This window comes from Klebsiella sp. K47, assembly GCF_051858335.1.
GTDB classification, from domain to species: Bacteria; Pseudomonadota; Gammaproteobacteria; order Enterobacterales; family Enterobacteriaceae; genus Klebsiella; species Klebsiella pneumoniae.
On the sequence record NZ_JBPYUI010000001.1, the window covers coordinates 85,005 to 110,940 of the forward strand.

The window sequence follows — 25,936 nt, forward strand, 5'->3', positions numbered from 1 at the left end:
TCCGGCACGGCACCAGGCAATAAAAAGCCCGCCAGCGGCGGGCTCGTGAGCATTAGATGATCTTACTCAGCCGTGGCGCGTACCGGCGGCGGCGTATGGTAGTGGGCATCCGCTTCGGCAAAGCGCTGCTGCATGCTGGCCGACGGCGCTTTATCCAGCAGGCTAAAGACCACAATCCCGATGCTGCCGAAGACAAAGCCCGGAATGATTTCATACAGGCTCAGCCAGCCAAACTGCTTCCAGACGATCACGGTCAGGGCGCCAATCACCATCCCGGCCAGCGCGCCGTTACGGGTCATGCGCGACCACATTACCGAGAACAGGACCACCGGGCCAAAGGCGGCGCCGAAGCCAGCCCAGGCGTAGCTCACCAGACCCAGCACGCGGTTTTCCGGATTGGCCGCCAGGGCAATGGCCACCAGAGCAACCACCAGCACCATCATACGGCCCACCCACACCAGCTCTTTCTGACCGGCGTTTTTACGCAGGAAGGCTTTATACAGGTCTTCGGTAATTGCGCTCGAGCAGACCAGCAGCTGACAGCTCAGGGTGGACATCACCGCCGCCAGAATCGCCGACAGCAGGATCCCGGCAATCCACGGGTTAAACAGGATTTGCGCCAGTTCGATAAACACGCGCTCGGCGTTCTGGTTAACCGCGCCCGCCAGGCTCGGGTTGTTATTGAAGTAGGCGATGCCAAAGAAGCCGACGGCCACCGCCCCGCCGAGGCAGAGGATCATCCAGGTCATACTAATGCGACGTGCGTGAACGATGCTGTGGTGCGAATCCGCCGCCATAAAGCGCGCCAGAATATGCGGCTGACCGAAATAACCCAGCCCCCAGCCCATCAGCGAGATAATCGCCACGAAGTTCAGCCCTTTCAGCATGTCGATATTTTCGATGCTCTTCTGCTTAATCACTTCCAGCGAATCGCCAAAGCCGCCGACGGAAATAATCACGATCACCGGGGTGAGGATCAGCGCGAAAATCATCAGGCTGGCCTGCACGGTATCGGTCCAACTCACCGCCAGGAAGCCGCCGACGAAGGTATAGATAATCGTCGCCGCCGCCCCGGCCCACAGTGCGGTTTCATAACTCATGCCGAAGGTGCTTTCAAACAGACGCGCCCCCGCGACAATTCCTGAAGCGCAATAGATGGTAAAGAACAGCAGAATAACCAGCGCCGAAATAATTCTCAGCACCCGGCTTTTATCTTCAAAACGGCCGGTAAAATAATCGGGCAGCGTCAGGGCGTTATTATTCACCTCGGTATGCACGCGCAGGCGACCGGCCACCAGCTTCCAGTTAATCCACGCCCCCAGCGTTAAGCCAATGGCGATCCAGCTTTCGGAAATCCCGGAGAGAAAAATCGCCCCTGGCAGGCCCATCAGCAGCCAGCCGCTCATATCCGACGCCCCTGCGGAAAGCGCGGTCACAAATGGCCCCAGACTCCTTCCCCCGAGAATATAATCATCGAAGTTTTTGGTCGAACGCCAGGCAATAAACCCTATCAATACCATACCAAAAATATAAACAATAAATGTCACCAGCATCGGTGTGCTAATAGCCATGCAAAGTCTCCAGAATTTTTATCGACAGCGTCCAACTTCGTCGTTTTTTTCCACTACCGGAACGGGGTAATGGCGCATTGTTTAATTGGGCGACCGTATCCTGACGGAAGCTTCGGTTTTTCACAAACGATTTAACACAGCATTTACACGAAAAACCGACGGCGCAAAACGTCAATTTGTTAGAGGTTGCACTCTCTCACGTTTTTAAAGGTTGCACCAAACAAAAGTGTTAACTCACGCATACAAATACCCTATGAGCCCGGGGTTAAATTTCTGCTATTTTAGGGGTTATTTTTAACAAATTAGCCATTTCACGGCTTCCGTCACAAGCCACAATTAACAAGGTTGCACAAAGTTGCAACATAGTGGATATTTTCATGCAACCGCATAAGCCTAACGATAAATGACAGGAGTTTTGAGCATGGGCACCACCACCATGGGTGTTAAGCTTGACGACGCAACCCGCGAGCGCATTAAATCCGCCGCGAGCCGTATTGACCGCACGCCGCACTGGCTGATTAAGCAGGCCATCTTTAATTATCTGGAAAAACTGGAGAACGACGAGACGCTGCCTGAGCTGCCGGCCCTGCTCTCCGGGGCCGCCAACGAAAGCGATGACGCCAGCGTACCAACGGAAGAGCCCTATCAGCCGTTCCTCGAATTCGCCGAGCAGATCCTGCCGCAGTCGGTGAGCCGCGCGGCGATCACCGCCGCCTGGCGACGTCCGGAAACCGACGCGGTACCGATGCTGCTGGAGCAGGCCCGTCTGCCGCAGCCGCTGGGCGAACAGGCGCACAAGCTGGCGTATCAGCTGGCGGAAAAACTGCGCAACCAGAAAACCGCCAGCGGCCGCGCCGGCATGGTGCAGAGCCTGCTGCAGGAGTTCTCCCTCTCTTCACAGGAAGGGGTGGCGCTGATGTGCCTGGCGGAAGCCCTGCTGCGTATTCCGGATAAAGCCACCCGCGATGCGCTGATCCGCGACAAAATCAGCAACGGCAACTGGCAGTCGCACATCGGCCGCAGCCCGTCGCTGTTCGTCAACGCCGCCACCTGGGGGCTGCTGTTCACCGGAAAACTGGTGTCGACCCATAACGAGACCAGCCTCTCCCGCTCCCTGAACCGCATCATCGGCAAGAGCGGCGAACCGCTGATCCGCAAAGGCGTGGATATGGCGATGCGCCTGATGGGCGAGCAGTTCGTCACCGGGGAAACCATCGCCGAAGCGCTGGCCAACGCCCGCAAGCTGGAAGAAAAAGGGTTCCGCTACTCCTACGATATGCTCGGCGAAGCCGCCCTGACCGCCGCTGACGCCCAGGCCTATATGGTCTCTTATCAGCAGGCGATTCATGCCATCGGCAAAGCCTCCAACGGCCGCGGCATTTATGAAGGTCCGGGTATCTCCATTAAGCTCTCCGCGCTGCACCCGCGCTACAGCCGCGCGCAGTATGACCGGGTGATGGAAGAGCTTTACCCGCGGCTGAAATCGCTGACCCTGCTGGCGCGCCAGTATGACATCGGCATCAATATTGACGCCGAAGAGGCAGATCGTCTGGAGATCTCCCTCGACCTGCTGGAAAAACTGTGCTTCGAGCCGGAACTGGCCGGCTGGAACGGGATTGGCTTCGTGATTCAGGCCTACCAGAAGCGCTGTCCGTTTGTCATTGATTACCTGATTGACCTCGCCACCCGCAGCCGCCGTCGCCTGATGATCCGTCTGGTGAAAGGCGCCTACTGGGATAGCGAAATTAAACGCGCGCAGATGGAAGGTCTCGAAGGCTATCCGGTATACACCCGCAAGGTTTACACCGATGTCTCCTACCTCGCCTGCGCGAAGAAGCTGCTGGCGGTGCCGAACCTGATTTACCCGCAGTTCGCCACCCATAACGCCCATACTCTGGCGGCTATCTACCAGCTGGCGGGCCAGAACTACTACCCGGGCCAGTATGAGTTCCAGTGCCTGCACGGCATGGGCGAACCGCTGTACGAGCAGGTGGTGGGCAAGGTCGCCGACGGCAAACTGAATCGGCCGTGCCGGATCTACGCCCCGGTGGGCACCCACGAGACGCTGCTGGCGTATCTGGTGCGTCGTCTGCTGGAGAACGGCGCCAATACCTCTTTCGTCAACCGTATCGCGGACAATACCCTGCCGCTGGACGAGCTGGTGGCCGACCCGGTCAGCGCGGTAGAAAAACTGGCGCAGCAGGAAGGCCAGGCCGGCCTGCCGCATCCGAAAATCCCGCTGCCGCGCGATCTCTACGGCAGCGGCCGGAGCAACTCCGCCGGTCTCGATCTGGCGAACGAGCACCGTCTGGCCTCCCTCTCCTCTTCCCTGCTCAACAGCGCGCTGCATAAATGGCAGGCATTGCCGATGCTGGAGCAGCCGGTGGCCGAAGGCGAAATGCAGCCGGTGGTTAACCCGGCAGAGCCGAAAGATATCGTCGGCTACGTCCGCGAAGCCAGCGACGCTGAAGTGCAGCAGGCGCTGACCAGCGCTATCAACAATGCGCCGATCTGGTTCGCCACTCCGCCGCAGGAGCGCGCCGCCATTCTTGAGCGCGCCGCGGTGCTGATGGAAAGCCAAATGCCGACCCTGATGGGGATCCTGGTGCGCGAGGCGGGTAAAACCTTCAGCAACGCCATCGCTGAAGTGCGCGAAGCCGTTGACTTCCTGCACTATTACGCCGGCCAGGTGCGCGACGATTTCGATAATGAAACTCACCGCCCGCTGGGTCCGGTGGTCTGTATCAGCCCGTGGAACTTCCCGCTGGCGATCTTCACCGGCCAGATTGCCGCCGCGCTGGCGGCCGGCAACAGCGTGCTGGCGAAACCTGCCGAGCAGACGCCGCTTATCGCCGCCCAGGGCGTGGCGATTCTGCTGGAAGCCGGCGTGCCGCCGGGCGTTATTCAACTGCTGCCGGGTCGCGGGGAGACCGTGGGCGCCGCGCTAACCACCGATGAGCGCGTACGCGGCGTGATGTTCACCGGCTCCACCGAAGTGGCCACCCTGCTGCAGCGCAATATCGCCAGCCGCCTCGATCCCCAGGGCCGCCCGACGCCGCTGATCGCCGAAACCGGCGGGATGAACGCGATGATCGTCGATTCGTCGGCGCTCACCGAGCAGGTAGTGATCGACGTGCTGGCTTCCGCGTTCGACAGCGCTGGTCAGCGCTGCTCCGCCCTGCGCGTGCTTTGCCTGCAGGAAGAGGTCGCCGATCACACCTTAACCATGCTGCGCGGCGCCATGAGCGAGTGCCGGATGGGCAATCCGGGGCGCCTGACCACCGATATCGGTCCGGTTATCGATGCGGAAGCGAAAGAGAATATCGAACGCCATATTCAGGCGATGCGCGCCAAAGGCCGCACCGTCTACCAGGCGGTGCGCGAGAATAGCGAAGACGCCCGCGAATGGCGTCACGGGACCTTCGTGCCGCCGACGCTTATCGAGCTCGACAGCTTCGACGAGCTGAAAAAAGAGGTCTTCGGCCCGGTACTGCACGTGGTGCGCTATAACCGTAACGAGCTGGACAAACTGGTCGAGCAGATTAACGCCTCTGGCTACGGCCTGACCCTCGGCGTGCATACCCGTATCGACGAAACCATCGCCCAGGTCACCGGCAGCGCCAAGGTGGGCAACCTGTACGTCAACCGCAATATGGTTGGCGCGGTGGTCGGCGTTCAGCCGTTCGGCGGCGAAGGGCTGTCCGGTACCGGTCCGAAAGCCGGCGGTCCGCTGTATCTGTACCGTCTGCTCTCCAGCCGTCCGCAGGACGCGGTTGGCGTAACCTTCGCCCGCCAGGATGCGGAGCGTCCGCTGGACGCCCAGCTGAAAACGCTGCTGGAAAAACCGCTGCAGGCGCTGCAGCAGTGGGCCGCGGGCCGTCCTGAGCTGCAGGCGCTGTGCCAGCAGTACAGCGAGCAGGCGCAAAGCGGCACCCAACGCCTGCTGCCGGGGCCAACCGGCGAGCGCAACACCCTGACGCTGATGCCGCGCGAGCGCGTGCTGTGCGTAGCGGATAACGAACAGGATGCGCTGATCCAGCTGGCGGCTGTGCTGGCGGTGGGTTGTGAAGTACTGTGGCCGGACAGCGCCCTGCAGCGCGATCTGGCGAAGAAACTGCCGCGGGAGGTCAGCGAGCGCATTCGCTTTGCCAAAGCGGAGCAGTTGCCTGGCCAGGCCTTCGACGCGGTTATCTACCACGGCGATTCCGACCAGCTGCGCGAGCTGTGCGAGCAGGTGGCGGCGCGCGACGGGGCGATTGTCTCCGTGCAGGGCTTCGCCCGCGGCGAAACCAATCTGCTGCTGGAGCGGCTGTATATCGAGCGTTCGCTGAGCGTTAACACCGCGGCGGCAGGCGGTAACGCCAGCCTGATGACCATCGGCTAAAACGGGCTCCCCGGTGGCGCTACGCTTACCGGGGCTACCTACCACCGCCAAAGGGTAGCCCGGATAAGGCGCGGTGCGCCGCCATCCGGGCAATCAGTCTGCGCTGCGATCAGCTAATGACAGCCGACGTCAGCTGTGTTTAATTAAGGCTCCCGGACGGGAGCCTTAATTATGGGAGCAGAACAATGAAACGCACGTTATTTGCCGTGATGGCCCTGCTGGCCAGCGGCGCGGCGCTGGCGGACGAGTGCAGCAGCGCCAACACCCAAACCGAAATGAATCAGTGCGCGGCCGCGCAGTATCAGGCGGCCGATAAAAAACTGAACGACACCTGGCAGCAGGCCCTGCAGCGGGCGGTGGGTAAACAACAAACATTACTGAAGCAGGCGCAGCAGGCATGGATCGCCCTCCGCGACGCCGACTGCGCCTTTCTCGCGTCCGGCGCCGAAGGCGGCAGCATGCAGCCAATGCTGGTCAGCCAGTGCATGACCGATAAGAGCGTGGAGCGGGAGTCTTTCCTCGCCTCGCTGCTACAGTGCGAGGATGGCGATCAAAGCTGCCCGCTGCCGCCCGCCAATTAACGGACGCGAATGCCTTCGATAATCATCCGCTGGACATTATCGACCGTTTGTTCAAAAAAGGCCGCATCCTGCAGCGTGGCGCCGGTGACCGCCTCCACCTGGGTGGCGAAGTCGGCGTAATGCTGGGTGGTAGCCCAGATCATAAAGATTAAATGCTGTGGATCGACCGGCGCCAGCTTGCCGCGGTCGATCCAGCCGGAGACTATCGCCGATTTTTCGTCGACCAGCGCTTTCAGATCCCCGGTCAGTTCGCCCATCAGCAGCGGCGCCCCCTGCAGCATCTCGAGGCAGAAGAGCTTCGAGGCCTGGGGGTGATCGCGGGACACCTCCAGCTTCAGGCGAATATATTCGCGGATCGCCACCAGCGGGCTGATATCCTCACGAAAGGCCTTCAGCGGCGCCAGCCAGATGGCGAGGATCTGCTGCAGGACTGCCACATACAGCGCCTCTTTCGAAGGGTAGTAATAGAGCAGATTGGTTTTCGATACCCCGGCGCGCTCAGCCACCTGCTCCAGCCGCGTACCGTGAATACCAAATTGCGAAAATGCCTCCAGCGCGGCGGCCAGGATGGCCTCCTTTTTGGCGCTGACCGCTTGTGAACGTTTGCCGCTTTTCTTCACCGCGCCCTGTGCCATACATCCTCTCCTTCAGTTGACGCCACCAGCATAGCAAAAGCCCTGCGCCGACACGACCCCATGCACCCTGATTGCGCATGACTGCCGTTTTTTCGTGCACTGATTTTGACCATCCAGTCCACTTTTTTATCGTCCTTTTTAGCAACTCAAAAGTAACACATTAATAACATTAGCATTTATAAAACTGGCATCGCCTTTGCTTTACCTTTTCTGCGAGGTGGTCCAGGGAGAGGCAGGATGCCGCACCATCGCAACCCATCTTCCATGACTGCAGAGAGGTAGGTATGAAAATTGGTGTTTTCGTTCCCATTGGCAACAACGGCTGGCTGATCTCCACCCATGCCCCGCAGTATATGCCGACCTTTGAACTGAATAAGGCCATCGTGCAGAAGGCCGAGCACTACCATTTCGACTTCGCGCTCTCCATGATCAAACTGCGCGGCTTCGGCGGGAAAACTGAATTCTGGGATCACAACCTGGAGTCCTTCACCCTGATGGCCGGCCTGGCCGCGGTGACCTCGAAGATCCAGATCTACGCCACCGCCGCCACCCTGACGCTGCCGCCGGCGATTGTCGCCCGGATGGCCTCCACTATCGACTCCATCTCCGGCGGCCGGTTTGGCGTCAATCTGGTGACCGGCTGGCAAAAACCGGAATATGACCAGATGGGCATGTGGCCGGGAGATGACTATTTCGCCAGCCGCTATGACTATCTCACCGAATACGTCCAGGTGCTCCGTGACCTGTGGGGCACCGGGCGCAGCGATTTCAAAGGTGACTACTTCACCATGAACGACTGCCGGGTCAGCCCGCGCCCGTCGCAGCCGATGAAGGTGATCTGCGCCGGGCAGAGCGATGCCGGGATGGCCTTCTCCGCCCAGCATGCGGACTACAACTTTTGCTTTGGCAAAGGGGTCAACACGCCAACGGCCTTTGCCCCGACCGCCGCACGCATGATGCAGGCGGCGGAAAAAACCGGCCGCGACGTGGGGTCCTATGTGCTGTTCATGGTGATCGCCGACGAAACCGACGAGGCGGCGCGCGCCAAATGGGAACATTACAAAGCGGGCGCCGATGAAGAAGCGCTGGCGTGGCTCACCAAGCAGAGTCAGAAAGATACCCGCTCCGGCAGTGATACCAACGTGCGCCAGATGGCCGACCCCACCTCGGCGGTCAACATTAACATGGGCACCCTGGTCGGATCGTATGCCAGCGTCGCCCGTATGCTTGATGAAGTAGCGAGCGTGCCCGGCACCGACGGCGTGCTGCTGACCTTTGATGATTTTCTTGCCGGCATTGACGCCTTTGGCGAACGCATTCAGCCGCTGATGCGCTGCCGGAACCACATTGCTTCTGTTACCCGTGAGGTGGCCTGATGATTACCCTTCCCGCTCGCCCGGAATCCCTGACCTTCGCGCCGCAGCAGAGCGCGCTGATTGTGGTCGATATGCAGAACGCCTACGCCAGCCAGGGCGGTTATCTGGATCTCGCCGGCTTTGACGTCTCCGCTACCCGGCCGGTTATCGACAATATTAATACCGCCGTCGCCGCCGCTCGCGCCGCGGGTATGTTGATTATCTGGTTCCAGAATGGCTGGGATGATCAGTATGTTGAAGCCGGCGGCCCGGGCTCGCCGAACTATCACAAATCCAACGCGCTGAAAACGATGCGTCAGCGTCCGGAGCTGCAGGGCAAGCTGCTGGCGAAAGGCGGCTGGGATTATCAGCTGGTGGACGAGCTGACGCCGCAGGAAGGCGATATCGTGTTGCCGAAACCGCGCTACAGCGGCTTCTTTAACACCCCGCTCGACAGCATTTTGCGCAGCCGCGGCATACGCCACCTGGTGTTCACCGGGATCGCCACCAACGTCTGCGTCGAATCGACGCTGCGCGATGGCTTCTTTCTCGAATACTTCGGCATCGTGCTGGAGGATGCCACCCATCAGGCCGGCCCGGCCTTCGCCCAGCAGGCGGCGCTGTTCAATATTGAAACCTTTTTCGGCTGGGTCAGCGACGTCGAGAGCTTCTGCCACGCGCTGTCCCCCGCCACCCCGCTGGCTTTAGCCAAGGAGAAACGTTATGCCTAAACAGGTGATTATTCCGCCAGGCACCACCGCGCCGATTGCCCCCTTTGTTCCGGGGACGCTCGCCGACGGGGTGGTCTACGTCTCGGGCACCCTGCCGTTTGATAAGCAAAACAATGTGGTGCACATCGGCGACCCAAAGGCGCAAACCCGCCACGTGCTGGAGACCATCAGGAGCGTTATCGAAACGGCGGGCGGGAGTATGGCGGATGTGACTTTCAACAGCATCTTTATCACCGACTGGACAAATTACGCCGCGATTAACGAGGTCTACGCCGAGTTCTTCCCCGGCGATAAACCGGCGCGCTTCTGCATTCAGTGCGGACTGGTGAAGCCCGATGCGCTGGTGGAAATCGCCAGCGTCGCCCATATCGGTACCCCGACATGATGAGGCTCAATATTGCTCCGGCTCCGTGGCCCGGCGCGCCGGTGGTGGTCCTCAGCGCCGGTCTGGGCGGGGGCGGCGGCTACTGGCTGGCGCAGCGCGCGGCGCTGGAGGAACAGTATCAGCTGGTGAGTTATGACCATAACGGGACCGGGGAGAACGCCGGTCCGCTGCCCGCCGACTACAGCCTGGCGACGATGGCCGGGGAGCTGTTCAGCGCTCTGCAAGCGGCGGGGATCGCCCGCTTCGCGCTGGTGGGCCACGCCCTGGGGGCGCTGATTGGCCTGCAGCTGGCGCTCGATCGCCCCGAGGCGGTGAGCGCCCTGGCGCTGGTCAACGGCTGGCTGTCGCTGTCGCCGCATACCCGCCGCTGCTTCCAGGTGCGCGAGCGTCTGCTGCATGCCGGCGGCGCGCAGGCGTGGGTCGAAGCGCAGCCGCTATTTCTCTACCCGGCGGAATGGATGGCCGCGCGCCTACCGCGCCTCGAAGCGGAAGATGCGCTTGCCATCAGCCATTTTCAGGGCAAAGAGAATCTGCTGAAGCGGCTACAGGCCCTGAAGCAGGCTGATTTTTCACGCCGTGCGTCGGCCATCGCCTGCCAGACGCTGATTATCAGCGCCGCTGACGACCTGCTGGTCCCCGCCTCCTGCTCCCGCGTGCTGCAGACGGCGATCCCCGGCAGCCAGCTCGTGGAAATGCCGTGGGGCGGCCATGCCTGTAACGTCACCGACGCCGATACCTTTAATACCATTTTACGCGACGGGCTGTCCGCTATGCTGCCGGTCGCCAGGGAGACCCGATGAACGACGCGATAAACCACACGGCCTGCGAGACGCTGTTTACCCAGGCCCGGACCCACAACGGCTGGCTGGATAAGCCGGTGAGCGATGCGCAGCTGCAGGCCGTCTGGGACCTGATGAAAATGGGGCCGACTTCCGCCAACTGTTCGCCAGCGCGCATCGTGTTCGTGCGCAGCGCGGAAGGCAAAGAGAAACTTCGCCCGACGCTCTCCAGCGGCAATCTGCAGAAAACCATGCAGGCGCCGGTGACCGCCATCGTGGCGTGGGATAGCGCCTTCTACGACCGGCTGCCGACCCTGTTTCCCCACGGTGACGCCCGCAGCTGGTTTACCTCCAGCCCGCAGCTGGCGGAAGAGACCGCGTTTCGCAACAGCTCCCTGCAGGCGGCGTATCTGATTTTTGCCTGCCGGGCGCTGGGCCTCGACACCGGGCCAATGTCCGGTTTTGACCGGGAAAAAGTCGACGCGGCATTTTTTGCCGACAACGGCTGGAAAAGCAACCTGCTGGTGAACATCGGCTATGGCGACCCCGGCAAGCTGTACGGCCGCCTGCCGCGTCTGTCCTTTGATGAAGCCTGCCTGCTGGCATAAGGAGTTTACGATGGAGTTAACGGACAAAGCGAGTTTCCGTGACGCCATGGCCCACGTCGGCGCCGCGGTTAACATTATTACCACCGATGGCCCGGCGGGCCGGGCGGGGTTCACCGCCAGCGCGGTCTGCAGCGTTACCGACACGCCGCCGACCCTGCTGGTCTGCCTGAACCGCTCGGCTTCGGTGTGGCCGGTGTTCAGCGAACACCACACGCTGTGCGTCAATACCCTGGCGGCCGGACAGGAGGCCCTGTCGACGCTGTTTGGCGGTAAAACGGCAATGGACGAGCGTTTTGCCGCCGCCGACTGGCAGACCGGCGCCACCGGCTGTCCGCGGCTGGAGGCGGCTCTGGTCAGCTTTGACTGCCGCATCGACCAGCGCGTCAGCGTCGGGACGCACGACATTCTGTTTTGTCACGTCGTGGCCATTACCCGTCACCCGGAGCCCCGGGGACTGATGTGGTTTGACCGCGGCTATCACACGCTTATGCGACCCGCTTGTTAACCTTTAACCCGGGATATCATCATGGCACTCTTCGATTTTCCTCGCTGGAAGCTGACCTCTCCTGCCGCCGAATCCGGCGTTGTCGCCCCCGATGAACGCTTGTCGGCCGGGCAAACGCTGGTGATGGGCGTGCAGCACGCCGTTGCGATGTTCGGCGCGACGGTGCTGATGCCGTTGTTGATGGGGCTCGACCCGAACCTGTCTATTCTGATGTCGGGCGTCGGCACCCTGCTGTTCTTTGTCGTCACCGGCGGACGGGTGCCGAGCTATCTCGGCTCCAGCGCCGCTTTTGTCGGGGTGGTGATCGCCATTACCGGCTTTAACGGCCAGGGGCTGAACCCTCATCTGAGCGTCGCCCTTGGCGGGATCATCGCCTGCGGGCTGGTCTACACCCTGATTGGTCTGGTGGTGATGAAGATCGGCACCCGCTGGATCGAGCGCCTGATGCCGCCGGTGGTGACCGGTGCGGTGGTGATGGCTATCGGCCTGAACCTGGCGCCGATTGCCGTGCGCAGCGTCTCCGCCAGCGCCTTCGACAGCTGGATGGCGGTGTTAACTGTGCTCTGCATCGGCATAGTGGCGGTATTTACCCGCGGGATGCTGCAGCGACTGCTGATCCTGGTCGGCCTGATCGTCGCCTGCGCGCTGTACGCCCTGCTGGCTAACGGCCTGGGCCTTGGCAAACCGCTGGACTTCTCCCCCCTCGCCCAGGCGGCGTGGTTCGGGCTGCCGCACTTTACCCCCCCATCCTTTAACGGCCAGGCGATGATGTTGATTGCGCCGGTCGCGGTGATCCTGGTGGCCGAGAACCTCGGGCACCTGAAGGCCGTCGCCGGGATGACCGGGCGCAATATGGACCCGTACATGGGGCGCGCCTTCGTCGGCGACGGGCTGGCGACCATGCTCTCCGGTTCGGTGGGCGGCAGCGGGGTCACCACCTATGCGGAGAACATCGGCGTCATGGCGGTGACCAAGGTCTACTCAACGCTGGTGTTTGTCGCCGCGGCGCTGATTGCCATGCTGTTGGGTTTCTCGCCGAAGTTCGGCGCATTAATCCACACCATTCCCGGGCCGGTGATCGGCGGCGCCTCGATCGTGGTATTTGGCTTAATTGCCGTCGCCGGGGCGCGGATCTGGGTGCAAAACCGGGTGGATCTGAGTCAAAACAGCAATTTGATCATGGTGTCGGTGACCCTGGTGCTGGGCGCCGGCGATTTCGCGCTGTCGCTGGGCGGCTTTACGCTGGGCGGGATTGGCACGGCCACCTTCGGGGCGATCCTGCTGCACGCGCTGCTTCATCGCGGGACGCGCGAGGCGAAGGAGGCCAGGGTAACGCCGGTGTAAGCCACATTAGCGCGGCGTTGGCGCAGGGAGCGGTGTGGGCCTGGGTGGTGTGATCCTGTAGGCCGGATAAGGCATTTATGCCGCCATCCGGCACCACCACGGGCACGGAACCTGACCGCCCGGCGGCGCTGCGCTTGCGCGGGCCTGGAGACTGCCACGGCCTTCCGGGAACGTCTCAGCGATTTTGAGGCTGTCAGCACCGGCAGTTTCAGCAAGAAAGGTGAATAAATTAACGGCAGGTCGTACGAACGTAGGCCGGGTAAGGCGCAGCCGCCACCCGGCATAAAAGCGACGCCGTGCCTGATGCCATCGCCCGGCGGCGCTGCGCTTGCCGGGCCTGGAGACAATCAGAGCCGGACGAGTACCAGCCAGGATAAGCGCCGCTGTCGGGTCAGAAGGAAAATATTATGGCTCGCGGCGATCGGCCAGGTCCGTGAGCGGCTGCGCATCGTCGTTTGTGGAAACCTGCGGCGGCGACTTGCGCTTCCACTTCAGCTCGCTCACGAGCACCCCCGCGAGGATCAAAACGCAGCCGAGCAGGGCCAGCAGCGGCAGACGCTCACCGGCCAGCCGGCCAAAAATACCGGCCCATACCGGTTCACCGGTATAAATAAGGGTGGCCCGCGTCGGCGAGACGCTGCGCTGCGCCCAGTTCATGGTCACCTGAATGATCGCGCTGAAAATCCCCAGCCCCAGCGCGACGCCGAGCAGGGCCAGCGTCAACGACGGCACCGATTCACCCGCCGGCTTCATGGCGGCGAAAGCCACCAGCGACGCGGTCGCCAGCTGCACCACCGTCACCCGGCGGACATCGACTTTTCCGGCCCAGGCGCTGATAAGGATAATCTCCGCCGCGATCGCCACCGCGCTTGCCAGAGTGATCATCTCCCCCACGCCAAGCGCCAGCAGATTATTTTCCGGCCCGGCCAGCAGAATTAAACCAATAAAGGCCAGCACAATCCCCACGCAGGACATCACCCCCGGCATACGTCCCAGGCACAGCCACTGCAGCAGCGGCACCAGCGGTACATACATCGCGGTGATAAAGGCAGATTTACTGCTGGAGATGGTCTGTAGTCCCCAGGTCTGCAGGCCATACCCCAGCGCAATCGCCACGCCAATCGCTACCCCGGCCTTCACCTCCAGCCACGTCAGACCGCGCAGAGTGCGCAGCGAAAGCAGGCCCACCGCCAGCGCGGCGGTCGCGAAACGCAAACCGACAAAAAACAGCGGCCCACTAAGGCTCACCGCGTACTGTACGGCAAGGAACGTGCCTCCCCAGAACATGGTGATCATGATAAGGAGCGCTTCCTGGCGGCTAACGGAGAATTTTAACGAAGACATAAGACAGCCATGACGATTAACGGGCGACCAGTGTGCAATCCGCCCGGCGGGAGCGCAACCACCGACAGATAAAAAAACCGCCGGCAGATGCCGGCGGCGAGGGCGATGCGGTTGGGTCGGGGAGATTAACACCGCATCAAAGAGAACAGTGCGAGTCGCGCGTTAACTTTCACGACTACCATGACTGTTTTTACCCCCTTTTTTGCCAGCCTCTGAGGCGCGCTGAGGGTCATTTTTAAAATTCCCCCCGCTATGCTGGCCACCTTTACGTCCTGCTTCTGATGCTCTTTCACGGTCTTCGGCAAAGTTGCCGGAACCGCCACGATGGTTTGCCATTACTGACCTCCATTAGGTTAGACATCATAGTGCATTACGCGGGAGCGGCGACGCCGCTGTCCTGCCGCGTATCTATAAGGTTAGTGAATGACTGCGGCTGACGGCGGCGAATGTAATATCCAGAAACAAAGCTGGGCGAAAAAAGCTTCCTCGCGCCGCCAACAGCTCCTAACCGACTCTGCTGTCGAAGAAAAAATAGTCAGCAAAAATGTATCCTGATGCTACATCCTCGCCGCAGCGGTCAAAATAGCAGACGCAACGCTTCCTCCTTCACTTCCTTTCAGGCCGCGCGGTGCAAGGAAAAGTAAATAACGCTTTGTCATTTTGTTATAAATCAAACAAATGCCCGTTGGATTTGCACTCTCCGGCGGAGGCTTTATCTTTAAAGGTACCAGCTATTTTGCTGGCTTATAATGCAACCGAGGAGTGATGGAAATGGCTAAAATTCTGGTGCTTTATTATTCCATGTATGGACACATTGAAACCATGGCTCACGCCGTCGCCGATGGGGCGAACCGGGTGGACGGCGTTGAGGTGGTTGTGAAGCGCGTGCCGGAAACCATGCAGGCTGAAGCATTCGCCAAAGCAGGCGGGAAAACGCAAAACGCGCCCGTCGCCACGCCGCAGGAGCTGGCAGAGTATGACGCCATCATCTTTGGTACCCCGACGCGCTTCGGCAACATGTCCGGTCAGATGCGTACTTTCCTCGATCAAACCGGCGGTCTGTGGGCGTCCGGCGCTCTGTATGGCAAAATCGCCAGCGTATTTAGCTCAACCGGTACCGGCGGCGGCCAGGAACAAACCATTACCTCGACCTGGACGACGCTGGCCCACCACGGCATGATCATCGTCCCGATCGGCTATGGCGCCCAGGAGCTATTCGATATCTCCCAGGTACGCGGCGGTACCCCTTATGGCGCAACCACCATCGCCGGCGGCGACGGCTCGCGGCAGCCGAGCGAGGAAGAGTTAGCCATCGCCCGCTATCAGGGTGAACATGTCGCCAAACTGGCCGTTAAACTGCACGGCTAATCTTCTGCAGGAGGAGCACTATGCCAACTCAAGAAGCAAAAGCACATCGCGTCGGCGAATGGGCAAGTTTACGTAACACCTCACCGGAGATTGCCGAGGCGATTTTCGAAGTCGCCCACTACGATGAGAAACTGGCGGAGCAAATCTGGGAGGAAGGCAGCGACGAAGTGCTGGCGCTGGCCTTTGCCAAAACCGATAAAGACAGCCTGTTCTGGGGCGAACAGACGATTGAGCGTAAAAACGTCTAGGAGGTTTATCCCCACCTGGGCTCACCCTAACCTGCTAAAAAAACCCGGAGTGCTCCGGGTTTTTTTCGTTATTTCGCCGCCTCGTTGATCACCTTTTTAAAGGTCTCCAGCGGGCAGAATCCCTGGTCATCAACCGGACAGCCGTTAAGCGCCAGAGTGATCCGCTGCGGCGGGGCCTGCAGGGTTAACGCGTCGGCGTTACGCAGTTGCTCGGTACTTTGATAGACATACTCAATCTTCATCAGATCGCGATTGCCGGCGCTGTCATGCCAGCGCTGAAACAGCAGTTTGCCGCCGATAGGAGTGCGCTCATACTGGCCGGGCAGTTGATAGGGCTTAAAGTCCAGGGCGGTGAGCAGCGAAGCGATATTCGAGTCGTGTCCCACCAGCAGCGTGACTTTCGCCTTGCTTGCTCCCTCGCCCACCAGCGCGTTATCGATATATTTAACCAGCGGTTTGGCGACGTTTTGCGCCACCGCCACCGAGGTAAACAGACTATCCTGATAGCCATTTTTCAGCTTCGACAGCACTTGCCACTGCTTATCGCTGGCGATCTCCCCCCACGCCACCTGATCTTTCGGGAAGCCTTCATAATATTGCAGGGTGAAGGCGTCTACCAGCGAGTTGCCCACCTTCAACGGTCCGGACACTCCCGGCTCCTGCTGATAACCGGCGCTAAAGGTATCTTTACCCTCGCTCAGGGAACAGACCTTCTTCTCTTTGCAGGAGGGCGAGTTGCGGTAATCGATCATCGTCTCCAGCAGCTTGTAGCTCTCGGTCAACTGCATTCCCTGGCGCTCTTTTTCCATCGCCTGCAGCGCTTTCTCGCGAAACGCCGGGGAGTCGTCGGTAATAACCGGGTTGAAGGTCGGGTCCATGGTGCCCATCTGCGGCTGGTGATGCACCGGGATGCCGCAGCCCGGGAACGCGCCGGTGATAAAGAACTGCGCGGTGGCGACGGTGCGCTGCAGGCTGTTAGCGTAGGCATAAACCGCGTTTTCCGGCGGGCACTCGCCGCTGGTCACCAGCTTCTGCTGCGCCAGCCATTCGCGCATATAGTGGCCCATATACACCTCCAGCACACCGCCTTTGGTGGTCAGTTGGCCGCCCGGCACATCCCACTGCGGCCAGGCCTTGGCGGTGGACTGCTCCAGCACGCTGCCGTTATTGGCCAACGGCGCACGCAGGTTGTGACGACTCATGATCAGCACCTGCTGCAGCTGATACCCCTCCGGGGCGGCCGTGTCCTGCGCCTGAGCGCCAGCGGATAACATCACCGCGCAGGTAACGGCGGCGGCAAGTAGACGTTTTTTCATCCCTTCATCCTTAGTCATTTATTATCATCGCGTTAATTGTGCCGGATTTATGACATTTTTCCTGGTAATCGCTCGCAAACTTAGACCGTAGCCGAAAATTTCCCCTGCCAGGCAAAGAGTTTTATAATGAAACAATTAACCTGGAGGCTTTCGTGAAACGTACCCGTCTGGAAAACAGCTGTTGCCCTATCGCCCGCTCCCTCGACGTCATCGGCGACTGGTGGTCGCTGCTGATCGTCCGCGATGCTCTGCGCGGGGTGCGCCGTTTTAGCGAATTCCAGAAAAACCTCGGTATCGCCAAAAACATGCTCGCCGGGCGGCTGAAAATGCTGGTGGATGAAGGCATCCTGCGCCTGCAGCCGGCCTCCGACGGCAGCGCCTGGCAGGAGTATGTCCTGACCGATAAGGGCCGTGCCCTGCAAACGGTGCTGGTCGCCCTCTCCCAGTGGGCAGACGACTATCTGTTCGATCCTGACGAACCGGCGACCCGGCTCATTGACCGCCAGCAGCGCCAGCCCCTGCGTAAGCTGGTCCTGCAGGCGGCAGATGGCCGTGAGCTGGCCCCGGCGGACATCACCATCGCTATCCCGCTGAACGACTAAACGCTGCCCGCGACAGGCAAAAATGAAAAAGTCCTGGCAAAATGGTTGCATTATTAAACCTAATATCTCATGCTGAATTTGGTTTAATAATGCAACCTTTTACGAGGCATTTCTCATGACCCAACCATCGCACACAGCTTTTATCACCGGCGCGTCCTCAGGTATCGGCGCGATCTATGCCGAACGACTCGCCGCCCGCGGCTACAACCTGATCCTCGCCGCCCGTCGTGAAGACCGTCTGCAGGCGCTCGCCGACCAGCTGCAGGCGCGCTACGCCATCCAGGCAAGCATCCTCAAAGCCGATCTTAGCGAAGAGCACGGGATTGCCGCCGTAGAGCAGCGTCTGCAGCAGGATCCCGCCATCGACCTGTTCATTAACAACGCCGGCACCGCGAAATTGGCGGGTTTTCTCGCCAGTACGCCACGCGAGCACCAGGCGATTCATACGCTCAACACCACCGCGCTGCTGCGTCTGAGCTATGCCGCGCTGGCCGCTTTCACCCCACGACGCCGGGGGACGCTGATCAATATTGCCTCTATCCTCGCGCTGCATACGCTGCCGGGCAGCGCAGTCTACAGCGCCAGCAAAGCCTGGGTGTTGAGCTTCACCCGCGGCCTGCAGGAGGAGTTTGCCGACAGCGGCGTGCGTATTCAGGCGGTATTGCCGGCGGCGACCGCTACCGATCTGTGGCCGACCTCCGGCGTGGCGCTGGACGCTCTGCCCAGCGGCACGGTAATGACCACCGAGGATCTGGTTGACGCCGCTCTCAGGGGGCTGGAGATGGGGGAACAGGTCACCTTACCACCGGTTCATGACCTGGGACTGTGGGAGACTTTTGAGCAGTCCAGACTGGCGCTGTTTACCAGCGCGCGAACCGGACAGCCTGCGCCGCGGTATCGATAAGCGGCACCGTGCGGCGGGCGCTACTCCGGTAGCGGAACCGCCGTCAGGGTACAGATCGCCTCGTGCTCGCCGCCGCGGCGATCGGTAATCACCACCTTATCGCCCGCCTTTTTGCCTTCACACGGCTTGAGGACCTGCTCCACGATCCGCTCGCGGCTCGCCTGACGTTCACTTTCAGCCTGACTGGCGAAGGCAGACAGCGCCAACGCTACGCCCAGCAGGCTGAGGGTTTTCTTATACATGACTGACTCTCAGATCGTTCTTATTCGCGGTCAGCGTAACTCGCTGTAGGCCGCACTTCTGTAAAATCACTTAACGGAGTGTTACGCCATTTCAGGTGAAACCCAGGCGGTCACATCCCTGCGGGAAATATTTTATCACAACCCCGCCGCCGGATATTCTCGCGATGAGGCGTCATCTTTCAGACATATCCCGATGTTATCTTCACACAGAGCCCTGTATCTTTTTCCCTTTCCAAACAGAATATTAGGTTGGTCTATGTCGGGTCTTATTCTCTTTATCGTCGCGGTGGCGCTGCTGGGCGTCGCCATCTACAGCCTGGTGTCGTACCTCAAAGAGCGGCGCGCCAGTCAGTTACCTGTCCATAAAAAGAAGAAATAATACCTTCCGTTCCCCACCGTTTTCTGCTGATTTCTTTACCGTCCTGTACTGTCCCTTACCGAAGCCAAAACGAAAGCAGGCCTGCGGGCCTGCCTTCGTTCAGTTTATGCCTCAGAACCTATGACTCCCAGGCCTGCTCCGCTTTAGCGGCATCAAACTGCGGCGGCGGTTTGCGGAAGCGTCGGGTCAGATAAGTCAGGTACAGCAGACCAAGCGCCGCCCACACCAGGCCGAGCGTCAGGGAGGTGGCCTCGAGATTGATCCACAATACCCCGACCGTCAACGCCCCGACCATCGGCAGCAGCAGATAATGCAGTCGATCCTTCCAGGTTTTGTTGTACCCCTTGCGCCGCCAGAAGTGGTTGAACACCGACAGGTTAACGAAGGTGAAGGCCACCAGCGCGCCGAAATTAATCAACGCGGTGGCGGTCACCAGGTCGAAGAACAGCGCCGACAGCGCAACGATGCCCACCATAATCACGTTCAGCGCTGGGGTACGCCATTTCGGATGCACATAGCCAAAAATGCGCTCCGGGAAGACGTTGTCGCGGCCCATCACGTACAGCAGACGGGAGACGCTGGCATGGGAGGCCAGGCCGGACGCCAGGGTGTTAACAAAGGTGGTGCACAGGAAAATCGACTGGAACAGCTTGCCGCCCACGTACAGCGCAATCTCCGGCAGCGCGGCATCGGGGTCTTTAAAGCGATGAATATCCGGGAAGAACAGCTGCATAAAGAACGACGCGACGATAAAGATAATGCCGCCGTACATCGCGGTGAGAAAAATTGCCTTCGGGATCACCCGCGCGGCGTCAGGGGTCTCTTCCGACAGGGTGGTCACCGCGTCGAAGCCGAGAAACGAGAAGCAGACAATGGTCGCGCCGGTAATAATCGGGATCAGATGCGCATTCTGGCTGATAAACGGCTGCAGCGACCAGACGGTACCCACCCCCTCGCCTTTATGCAGCCCCTGCACCACCAGAATGACAAACACCACCATGATCGAAATCTGCACCAGCACGAACAGGGTATTGAAGTTGGCCACCAGGTTAACGCTTTTCAGGTTCGCGGCGGTCAGAATAGCGACAAAGGTCACTACCCACACCCACGGCGGCACTTCGGGGAACAAGGCCGAGAGATAGATCTTCGCCAGCAGGACGTTGATCATCGGCAGAAACAGATAATCCAGCAGCGACGACCAGCCAACCATAAAGCCGACGTGCGGACTGATGGATTTTTGCGCGTAGGTATAGGCGGAACCGGCTTCCGGAAACTGACGCACCAGTTTGCCGTAGCTGATGGCGGTGAACAGCACGCCAGCCAGCGCCAGCAGATAAGACGCCGGAACGTGGCCATTGCTGATGCCGGAGACGATGCCGAAGGTATCAAACACCGTCATTGGCGTCAGATAGGCCAGCCCCATCATCACCACTTGCCAGAGTTTGAGGGATTTACGCAGACGCGGCCTGCCCGCCTGAGCGGCGTTATGCGCCGGAGGATTAATAGCCATCGCCCATCCCCCCCTTGCTGTTAACAGTTTGCGGGCCCAACGTCCGCGTGACAAACCTGCTTAGCAAAGGGGTAAGGCGTAGATAAAAGGGTAAGACGGACCGGTAAGCGGTAGCTGGCTGGCATCCAATGCGGCCTGAGCGGCCTCCCTCTCCCTGCGGATATTTGAACATCTGCATCATCTCATTTCCTCGTCACACACTGTGTCGTTAACTGAAGCCCCGTTGCCGCCTGCGCTCCTTAACGCGACATCCGGGAAATGGCTGGGCTCCCAGCAAAAACGTCGGCCAGGCTCCGCTCAGGCCGTATGATGCTACTGATTACCAAACTTATGGGCCCCTCGCGGGGCGACCATCAGGCGTTTTTCAACATCCACTCAATTTCGGTTTCTGTGATAAGACGCTCAAACTGCAGTAATTCATCATGCTTACAGGCATGGAAAACATGGCAGAAACGCTCGCCGAGGCGCTCACGCAAGTGATCGTTCTGCATAAACTCCCACAGCGCATCGCTCTGGCGGATCGGGAACGGCAGGCCCTCTTGTTCCAGACCGTTACCTTCCACCTCTTCCTGTAAAGGCAGCTGGGGGTTATCCAGCCCGTGCAGAATGCCGGCGAAAATCGCCGCCATCACCAGATACGGGTTGGCATCCGCCCCCGCGACGCGATACTCCACGCGGTGGTTCTGCCGCTCGCCGCACGGAATACGCAGCGCGACGGTGCGGTTGTTATGCCCCCACGAAGCCTGCGTCGGGACGTACATCCCCGGCTGGAAGCGGCGATACGAGTTCACGTTCGGCGCCAGCAGCGCCATCGAGGCCGGCATCAGATCGATCATCCCGGCCAGCGCGCGTTTGAGCAGCGCAGAGTCTTCCCCATCGCCGTCCACCAGCACGTTTTCCCCTTTATTGTTCAGCATGCTGATGTGGATATGCATCCCACTGCCGGCATGCTCTTCATAAGGCTTCGCCATAAAAGTGGCGTGCATCTTATGCTTCTCCGCCATCAAACGCACGAGACGTTTTAACGCCAGCGCATCATCGCAGGCGTCCAGCACGTTATCGGTATGGTGAAGGTTGATTTCAAACTGGCCCGGCGAGGCTTCCGCCACCGCGCCATCGGCGGGGATCAGCTGCAGTTTGGCCAGCTCGTCGATGTCGTTGAGCACGTCGGCGAAGTGGTTAAGGTTATCGACCGAGTAGACCTGGCTTTGGGTGTTGCGATCGTCGGTGCCCGGCGCACACGGCGGCTGCAGGTAGCCTTCGGCATCGCGTTTGCGGTCCAGTAAATAGAACTCCAGCTCTACCGCTACCACGGGGAACAGCCCGCGCTGGCGCAACTGCTGCCAGAGGCGGTTGAGTACGTTCCGCGGCTCAACGTCAAAGGGAGCGCCATCTTCATCAACCATGGTTAGCTGTACCTGGGCTATCGATTGTGGGTCAGCCGCCGAAGGGGTTAAGGTGCCGGGTACCGGGATGCAGCTGCGATCCGGCTCGCCCATCTCCTGGCCCAGACCGGCCTCTTCCACCACATTGCCGAGAATATCCATCGCAAACACCGAGGCCGGGAAATAACAGCCTTTCTCCAGTTTGCTCAGGCCGGCAACCGGGATGCGCTTGCCGCGGAAGCAGCCGTTCAGGTCAGTGAGGAGGACATCGACATACTGGGTATCAGGGTAGGTTTCGAGGTAGCGCTTCACTTCTTTCGCGAACGCGCTAACCCGTCTCTCTTCCGTTTGCTGAACAAAATTCTCAACTTCTACGATATTGGTTTCCATGATTCACCGCCGTTGGTTGGGTTTCGGTCCTGCACTCAGACCGTTAAATATAATGTCCACCCCATCGACTGTGTATGCAAATAAATTGTTTGTCAAATGTTAAATTAAGTTTGCAAAGGGCTATTTCCACTGCTAGATTGAGAAAATATTGAACGATATGGCCGTTAAACCCGCTATAGCGGTCATAATTTAGTCCACTTTGTGAGGGCGATCATGGAAAATATAATGTACAAGCCAGTTATTGGCGTCGTGATGTGTAGAAACAGGCTTAAGGGTCACCAGACCCAGACCTTGCAAGAAAAGTACCTGAATGCAATTGTGAACGCCGGCGGACTGCCGATTGCCCTGCCGCATGCGCTGGCGGAGCCGGAGCTACTGAACGCGGTCGTTGATAAACTGGACGGGATCTACCTGCCAGGCAGCCCCAGCAATGTGCAGCCGCACCTTTATGGTGAAAACGGCGATGAGCCTGACGCCGACCCCGGGCGTGATCTTCTGAGCATGGCGCTGATTAACGCCGCGCTCGAAAGGCGCATCCCCATTTTCGCCATCTGTCGTGGACTGCAGGAACTGGTTGTCGCCACCGGCGGGACTCTGTATCGTCGTCTGTTCGAGCAGCCTGAGCTCCTTGAACATCGCGAAGATCCTGAACTGCCCGTCGAGCAGCAGTATGCGCCGTCCCATCAGGTTGAGGTTCAGGAAGGAGGATTGCTGTCGCAATTGATACCGGGCTGCAACACGTTTTGGGTAAACTCGCTACATGGGCAAGGGGCAAAAACCCTCAGTCCGCAGCTGCGCGTGGAGGCGCGAGCGCCGGATGGACTGGTGGAAGCGGTCAGCGTGAACGATCATCCTTTCGCGCTGGGCGTACAGTGGCATCCAGAATGGAACAGTAGCGAATACGCCCTGTCGCGTATGTTGTTTGATGGTTTTATCACCGCCTGTCAGGGCCATCATGCTGAAAAGCGGCGGCGCTGACCACTACCGTTAAGGAAATGCAAATATGAGCGATGACGGACTGGCGCCAGGGAAACGTCTGTCAGAGATCCGCCAACAGCTGGGTCTCTCACAGCGTCGTGCCGCCGAACTGTCTGGGTTAACACATAGTGCCATCAGCACCATAGAGCAGGATAAAGTCAGTCCTGCCATCAGTACGCTGCAAAAGCTGCTGAAAGTCTATGGGCTGTCGCTCTCGGAATTCTTTTCTGAACCCGAAAAGCCGGACGAACCCCAGGTGGTCATTAATCAGGATGACCTGATTGAGATGGGAAGTCAGGGCGTTTCCATGAAGCTGGTTCATAACGGAAATCCGAACCGTACGCTGGCGATGATTTTTGAAACTTACCAGCCTGGAACCACGACCGGGGAGAGGATTAAGCATCAGGGTGAGGAGATAGGCACCATACTGGAAGGTGAGATCGTGCTGACCATTAACGGTCAGTCGTACCACCTGGTGGCTGGACAGAGCTATGCCATTAATACCGGCATTCCGCACAGCTTCAGCAACACCTCGGCAGGCATCTGCCGCATCATCAGTGCCCACACCCCCACCACATTCTGATTATTTCGCCTGAACGAGGTTCAGGCTTACTTCAGGCCTGTCGCGACGGAAAATCTATTTTCGTCGCGGCGAAGAACTCGTAGTAATAACGTCTGCGCCGTACGGAATATTATTTCCTGTTGGCCCTGAAATAATTAACGCCAGTGAATGGCGACTCGCTCCTGAATAATTCGGGTTGCAAACAACCCGTCAAAACTCAGGAGAATAAAACGGTATTCAACTTCGGGGATACGCTATGCCCTGCGCCCGGCGCAGTGCCCCCGTGCAGCCTGAAAACGCCGCACTGATTATTTTGCCGATAATGTTTTTAAGGAGTCATGATGAATTTTCAGCACCTGGCTTACTGGCAGGAAAAAGCGAAAAACCTGGCCATTGAAACACGCTTATTTATTAACGGCGAATATTGCGCCGCGGCCGATAATACCACCTTTGAGACTATCGACCCTGCCGCGCAGCAGACATTAGCCCAGGTCGCCCGCGGTAAAAAAGCCGACGTCGAACGGGCGGTGAAAGCCGCGCGCCAGGCTTTTGATAACGGCGACTGGTCGCAGGCCTCCCCCGCACAGCGTAAAGCGATCCTCACTCGCTTTGCTGATCTGATGGAGGCCCATCGTGAAGAGCTGGCGCTGCTGGAAACGCTGGATACCGGCAAACCGATTCGCCACAGCCTGCGCGACGATATTCCCGGCGCCGCCCGCGCCATTCGCTGGTATGCCGAAGCGCTGGATAAAGTCTATGGCGAAGTGGCCCCCACCGGCAGCAACGAGCTGGCGATGATCGTTCGCGAACCAATTGGCGTGATCGCCGCGGTGGTGCCGTGGAACTTCCCGCTGCTGCTGGCCTGCTGGAAACTCGGCCCGGCGCTGGCGGCGGGCAATAGCGTAATCCTCAAACCCTCGGAAAAATCGCCGCTCACCGCCCTGCGTCTGGCCGGGCTGGCGAAAGAGGCCGGCCTGCCGGACGGCGTGTTGAACGTGGTCAGCGGCTTTGGCCACGAGGCCGGGCAGGCGCTGGCCCTGCATCCTGATGTTGAAGTCATCACCTTCACCGGCTCCACCCGCACCGGCAAGCAGCTGCTGAAAGACGCCGGCGACAGCAATATGAAGCGCGTGTGGCTGGAAGCGGGCGGCAAGAGCGCCAACATTGTCTTCGCCGATTGCCCGGATCTGCAACAAGCGGTTCGCGCCACCGCCGGCGGCATCTTCTACAACCAGGGACAGGTGTGCATCGCCGGGACCCGTCTGCTGCTCGAGGAGAGCATCGCTGACGAGTTCCTGGCACGGCTGAAAGCTGAGGCGCAACACTGGCAGCCGGGCAACCCGCTCGATCCGGACACCACCATGGGCATGCTGATTGACAATACCCATGCCGACAACGTGCATAGCTTTATTCGCGGCGGCGAAAGTAAAAACACGCTGTTCCTCGACGGACGGAAAAACCCGTGGCCTGCCGCCGTTGGCCCGACCATTTTCGTTGACGTCGACCCGGCATCAACCCTCAGCCGGGAAGAGATCTTCGGCCCGGTGCTGGTGGTGACCCGCTTCAAAAGCGAAGAAGAGGCGCTAAAGCTCGCCAATGACAGCGACTACGGCTTGGGCGCCGCGGTGTGGACCCGCGATCTCTCCCGCGCCCACCGCATGAGCCGCCGCCTGAAGGCCGGCTCGGTCTTCGTCAACAACTATAACGATGGTGATATGACCGTTCCGTTCGGCGGCTACAAGCAGAGCGGCAACGGGCGCGATAAATCGCTGCACGCGCTGGAAAAATTCACCGAACTGAAAACCATCTGGATTGCCCTGGAGTCTTGAT

The 25,936-nt window shown here is 59.7% G+C and carries 27 protein-coding genes; 18 read left to right on the top strand and 9 right to left on the bottom strand.

Annotated features, from left to right (window positions below; translation table 11 throughout):
* Window positions 1-62 precede the first annotated feature (62 nt).
* A complete protein-coding gene (gene putP, locus RRF55_RS00455; RefSeq protein ID WP_040236529.1) occupies window positions 63-1,571 on the bottom strand; it encodes a sodium/proline symporter PutP in 1,509 nt (502 codons plus the stop codon).
* A gap of 421 nt (window positions 1,572-1,992) precedes the next feature.
* Here putP and putA point away from each other — a divergent pair, with 421 nt between their 5' ends.
* Window positions 1,993-5,955, top strand: coding sequence for a trifunctional transcriptional regulator/proline dehydrogenase/L-glutamate gamma-semialdehyde dehydrogenase (putA, locus tag RRF55_RS00460; protein ID WP_064277390.1), 3,963 nt, complete (start codon window positions 1,993-1,995; stop codon window positions 5,953-5,955).
* A 185-nt stretch (window positions 5,956-6,140) separates the two neighbouring features.
* On the top strand, window positions 6,141-6,536 hold the full coding sequence (locus RRF55_RS00465) for a lysozyme inhibitor LprI family protein (protein ID WP_002898886.1): 396 nt from the start codon (window positions 6,141-6,143) through the stop codon (window positions 6,534-6,536).
* On the opposite strand, the gene rutR is transcribed toward RRF55_RS00465, so the two are convergent.
* Window positions 6,533-7,171 carry an HTH-type transcriptional regulator RutR gene (gene rutR / locus RRF55_RS00470; protein ID WP_002898883.1) on the bottom strand — a complete coding sequence of 213 codons (639 nt, stop codon included), beginning with the start codon at window positions 7,169-7,171 and terminating at the stop codon, window positions 6,533-6,535. The two genes, RRF55_RS00465 and rutR, sit on opposite strands and share 4 nt — an antisense overlap.
* 284 nt (window positions 7,172-7,455) lie before the next feature.
* Between rutR and rutA the strand changes: the two genes are divergently transcribed.
* From rutA to rutG, 7 genes are read left to right on the top strand one after another with little or no spacing between them, the layout of a single operon-like run.
* Window positions 7,456-8,547, top strand: coding sequence for a pyrimidine utilization protein A (rutA, locus tag RRF55_RS00475; RefSeq protein WP_064277389.1), 1,092 nt, complete (start codon window positions 7,456-7,458; stop codon window positions 8,545-8,547).
* Window positions 8,547-9,257 (top strand): pyrimidine utilization protein B, encoded by a 711-nt coding sequence (gene rutB / locus RRF55_RS00480; RefSeq protein ID WP_004224061.1) that lies wholly within the window; start codon window positions 8,547-8,549, stop codon window positions 9,255-9,257. Before rutA ends, rutB begins: the two co-directional genes overlap by 1 nt.
* Entirely contained in the window at window positions 9,250-9,642 is a 393-nt protein-coding gene (gene rutC, locus RRF55_RS00485; RefSeq protein ID WP_002898877.1) for a pyrimidine utilization protein C, read from the top strand. The genes rutB and rutC overlap by 8 nt, the downstream gene beginning before the upstream one ends.
* A complete protein-coding gene (gene rutD, locus RRF55_RS00490; protein WP_064277388.1) occupies window positions 9,639-10,442 on the top strand; it encodes a pyrimidine utilization protein D in 804 nt (267 codons plus the stop codon). Before rutC ends, rutD begins: the two co-directional genes overlap by 4 nt.
* A complete protein-coding gene (locus RRF55_RS00495; RefSeq protein ID WP_002898814.1) occupies window positions 10,439-11,029 on the top strand; it encodes a malonic semialdehyde reductase in 591 nt (196 codons plus the stop codon). The genes rutD and RRF55_RS00495 overlap by 4 nt, the downstream gene beginning before the upstream one ends.
* Before the next feature lie 10 nt (window positions 11,030-11,039).
* Complete coding sequence (rutF, locus tag RRF55_RS00500; RefSeq protein ID WP_004176611.1) at window positions 11,040-11,534, top strand: NADH-dependent FMN reductase RutF; 495 nt, start codon at window positions 11,040-11,042, stop codon at window positions 11,532-11,534.
* A gap of 21 nt (window positions 11,535-11,555) precedes the next feature.
* On the top strand, window positions 11,556-12,878 hold the full coding sequence (gene rutG / locus RRF55_RS00505) for a pyrimidine utilization transport protein G (RefSeq protein WP_004191019.1): 1,323 nt from the start codon (window positions 11,556-11,558) through the stop codon (window positions 12,876-12,878).
* A 405-nt stretch (window positions 12,879-13,283) separates the two neighbouring features.
* Here rutG and RRF55_RS00510 read toward each other — a convergent pair whose 3' ends face one another.
* Window positions 13,284-14,222, bottom strand: coding sequence for a DMT family transporter (locus RRF55_RS00510; RefSeq protein WP_064277387.1), 939 nt, complete (start codon window positions 14,220-14,222; stop codon window positions 13,284-13,286).
* A 162-nt stretch (window positions 14,223-14,384) separates the two neighbouring features.
* Entirely contained in the window at window positions 14,385-14,558 is a 174-nt protein-coding gene (locus RRF55_RS00515) for a general stress protein (RefSeq protein ID WP_002898708.1), read from the bottom strand.
* A gap of 87 nt (window positions 14,559-14,645) precedes the next feature.
* Between RRF55_RS00515 and RRF55_RS00520 the strand changes: the two genes are divergently transcribed.
* The 3 genes from RRF55_RS00520 (at window position 14,646) to RRF55_RS00530 (ending at window position 15,838) form a co-directional block, all read left to right on the top strand.
* Window positions 14,646-14,777 (top strand): hypothetical protein, encoded by a 132-nt coding sequence (locus RRF55_RS00520; RefSeq protein WP_021312893.1) that lies wholly within the window; start codon window positions 14,646-14,648, stop codon window positions 14,775-14,777.
* 216 nt (window positions 14,778-14,993) lie between these two features.
* Window positions 14,994-15,590, top strand: a complete 597-nt coding sequence (wrbA, locus tag RRF55_RS00525; protein WP_002898704.1) for an NAD(P)H:quinone oxidoreductase — start codon at window positions 14,994-14,996, stop codon at window positions 15,588-15,590.
* Window positions 15,591-15,610: 20 nt separating this feature from the next.
* A complete protein-coding gene (locus RRF55_RS00530; RefSeq protein WP_002898701.1) occupies window positions 15,611-15,838 on the top strand; it encodes a YccJ family protein in 228 nt (75 codons plus the stop codon).
* Window positions 15,839-15,906: 68 nt separating this feature from the next.
* Here RRF55_RS00530 and agp read toward each other — a convergent pair whose 3' ends face one another.
* A complete protein-coding gene (agp, locus tag RRF55_RS00535; protein ID WP_064277386.1) occupies window positions 15,907-17,154 on the bottom strand; it encodes a bifunctional glucose-1-phosphatase/inositol phosphatase in 1,248 nt (415 codons plus the stop codon).
* A gap of 152 nt (window positions 17,155-17,306) precedes the next feature.
* On the opposite strand from agp, the gene RRF55_RS00540 reads away from it, so the two are divergent.
* The gene (locus RRF55_RS00540) at window positions 17,307-17,756 is read left to right on the top strand and encodes a winged helix-turn-helix transcriptional regulator (protein ID WP_004141456.1); all 450 of its coding nucleotides are present in this window, start codon (window positions 17,307-17,309) and stop codon (window positions 17,754-17,756) included.
* Window positions 17,757-17,871: 115 nt separating this feature from the next.
* Entirely contained in the window at window positions 17,872-18,660 is a 789-nt protein-coding gene (locus RRF55_RS00545; RefSeq protein WP_004150831.1) for an SDR family NAD(P)-dependent oxidoreductase, read from the top strand.
* 20 nt (window positions 18,661-18,680) lie between these two features.
* On the opposite strand, the gene RRF55_RS00550 is transcribed toward RRF55_RS00545, so the two are convergent.
* Window positions 18,681-18,902, bottom strand: coding sequence for a hypothetical protein (locus RRF55_RS00550; protein ID WP_002898602.1), 222 nt, complete (start codon window positions 18,900-18,902; stop codon window positions 18,681-18,683).
* A gap of 256 nt (window positions 18,903-19,158) precedes the next feature.
* On the opposite strand from RRF55_RS00550, the gene RRF55_RS00555 reads away from it, so the two are divergent.
* Window positions 19,159-19,281, top strand: coding sequence for a small membrane protein (locus tag RRF55_RS00555; protein ID WP_002898600.1), 123 nt, complete (start codon window positions 19,159-19,161; stop codon window positions 19,279-19,281).
* 118 nt (window positions 19,282-19,399) lie between these two features.
* On the opposite strand, the gene RRF55_RS00560 is transcribed toward RRF55_RS00555, so the two are convergent.
* The 3 genes from RRF55_RS00560 to RRF55_RS00570 form a co-directional block, all read right to left on the bottom strand.
* Window positions 19,400-20,791 carry an APC family permease gene (locus RRF55_RS00560; RefSeq protein ID WP_004141463.1) on the bottom strand — a complete coding sequence of 464 codons (1,392 nt, stop codon included), beginning with the start codon at window positions 20,789-20,791 and terminating at the stop codon, window positions 19,400-19,402.
* Window positions 20,781-20,972 carry a YmjE family protein gene (locus RRF55_RS00565; RefSeq protein ID WP_004176616.1) on the bottom strand — a complete coding sequence of 64 codons (192 nt, stop codon included), beginning with the start codon at window positions 20,970-20,972 and terminating at the stop codon, window positions 20,781-20,783. Before RRF55_RS00565 ends, RRF55_RS00560 begins: the two co-directional genes overlap by 11 nt.
* Window positions 20,973-21,144: 172 nt before the next feature.
* The gene (locus tag RRF55_RS00570; RefSeq protein WP_002898595.1) at window positions 21,145-22,566 is read right to left on the bottom strand and encodes a glutamine synthetase family protein; all 1,422 of its coding nucleotides are present in this window, start codon (window positions 22,564-22,566) and stop codon (window positions 21,145-21,147) included.
* 225 nt (window positions 22,567-22,791) lie between these two features.
* On the opposite strand from RRF55_RS00570, the gene puuD reads away from it, so the two are divergent.
* From puuD to puuC, 3 genes are all read left to right on the top strand, one after another.
* Window positions 22,792-23,544: a gamma-glutamyl-gamma-aminobutyrate hydrolase gene (gene puuD / locus RRF55_RS00575; RefSeq protein WP_020802183.1), complete on the top strand. Its 753-nt coding sequence runs from the start codon at window positions 22,792-22,794 to the stop codon at window positions 23,542-23,544.
* Window positions 23,545-23,569: 25 nt separating this feature from the next.
* The gene (gene puuR / locus RRF55_RS00580) at window positions 23,570-24,127 is read left to right on the top strand and encodes an HTH-type transcriptional regulator PuuR (protein ID WP_002898590.1); all 558 of its coding nucleotides are present in this window, start codon (window positions 23,570-23,572) and stop codon (window positions 24,125-24,127) included.
* 320 nt (window positions 24,128-24,447) lie between these two features.
* On the top strand, window positions 24,448-25,935 hold the full coding sequence (gene puuC, locus RRF55_RS00585) for an aldehyde dehydrogenase PuuC (RefSeq protein WP_032429937.1): 1,488 nt from the start codon (window positions 24,448-24,450) through the stop codon (window positions 25,933-25,935).
* Window position 25,936: the final 1 nt, after the last annotated feature.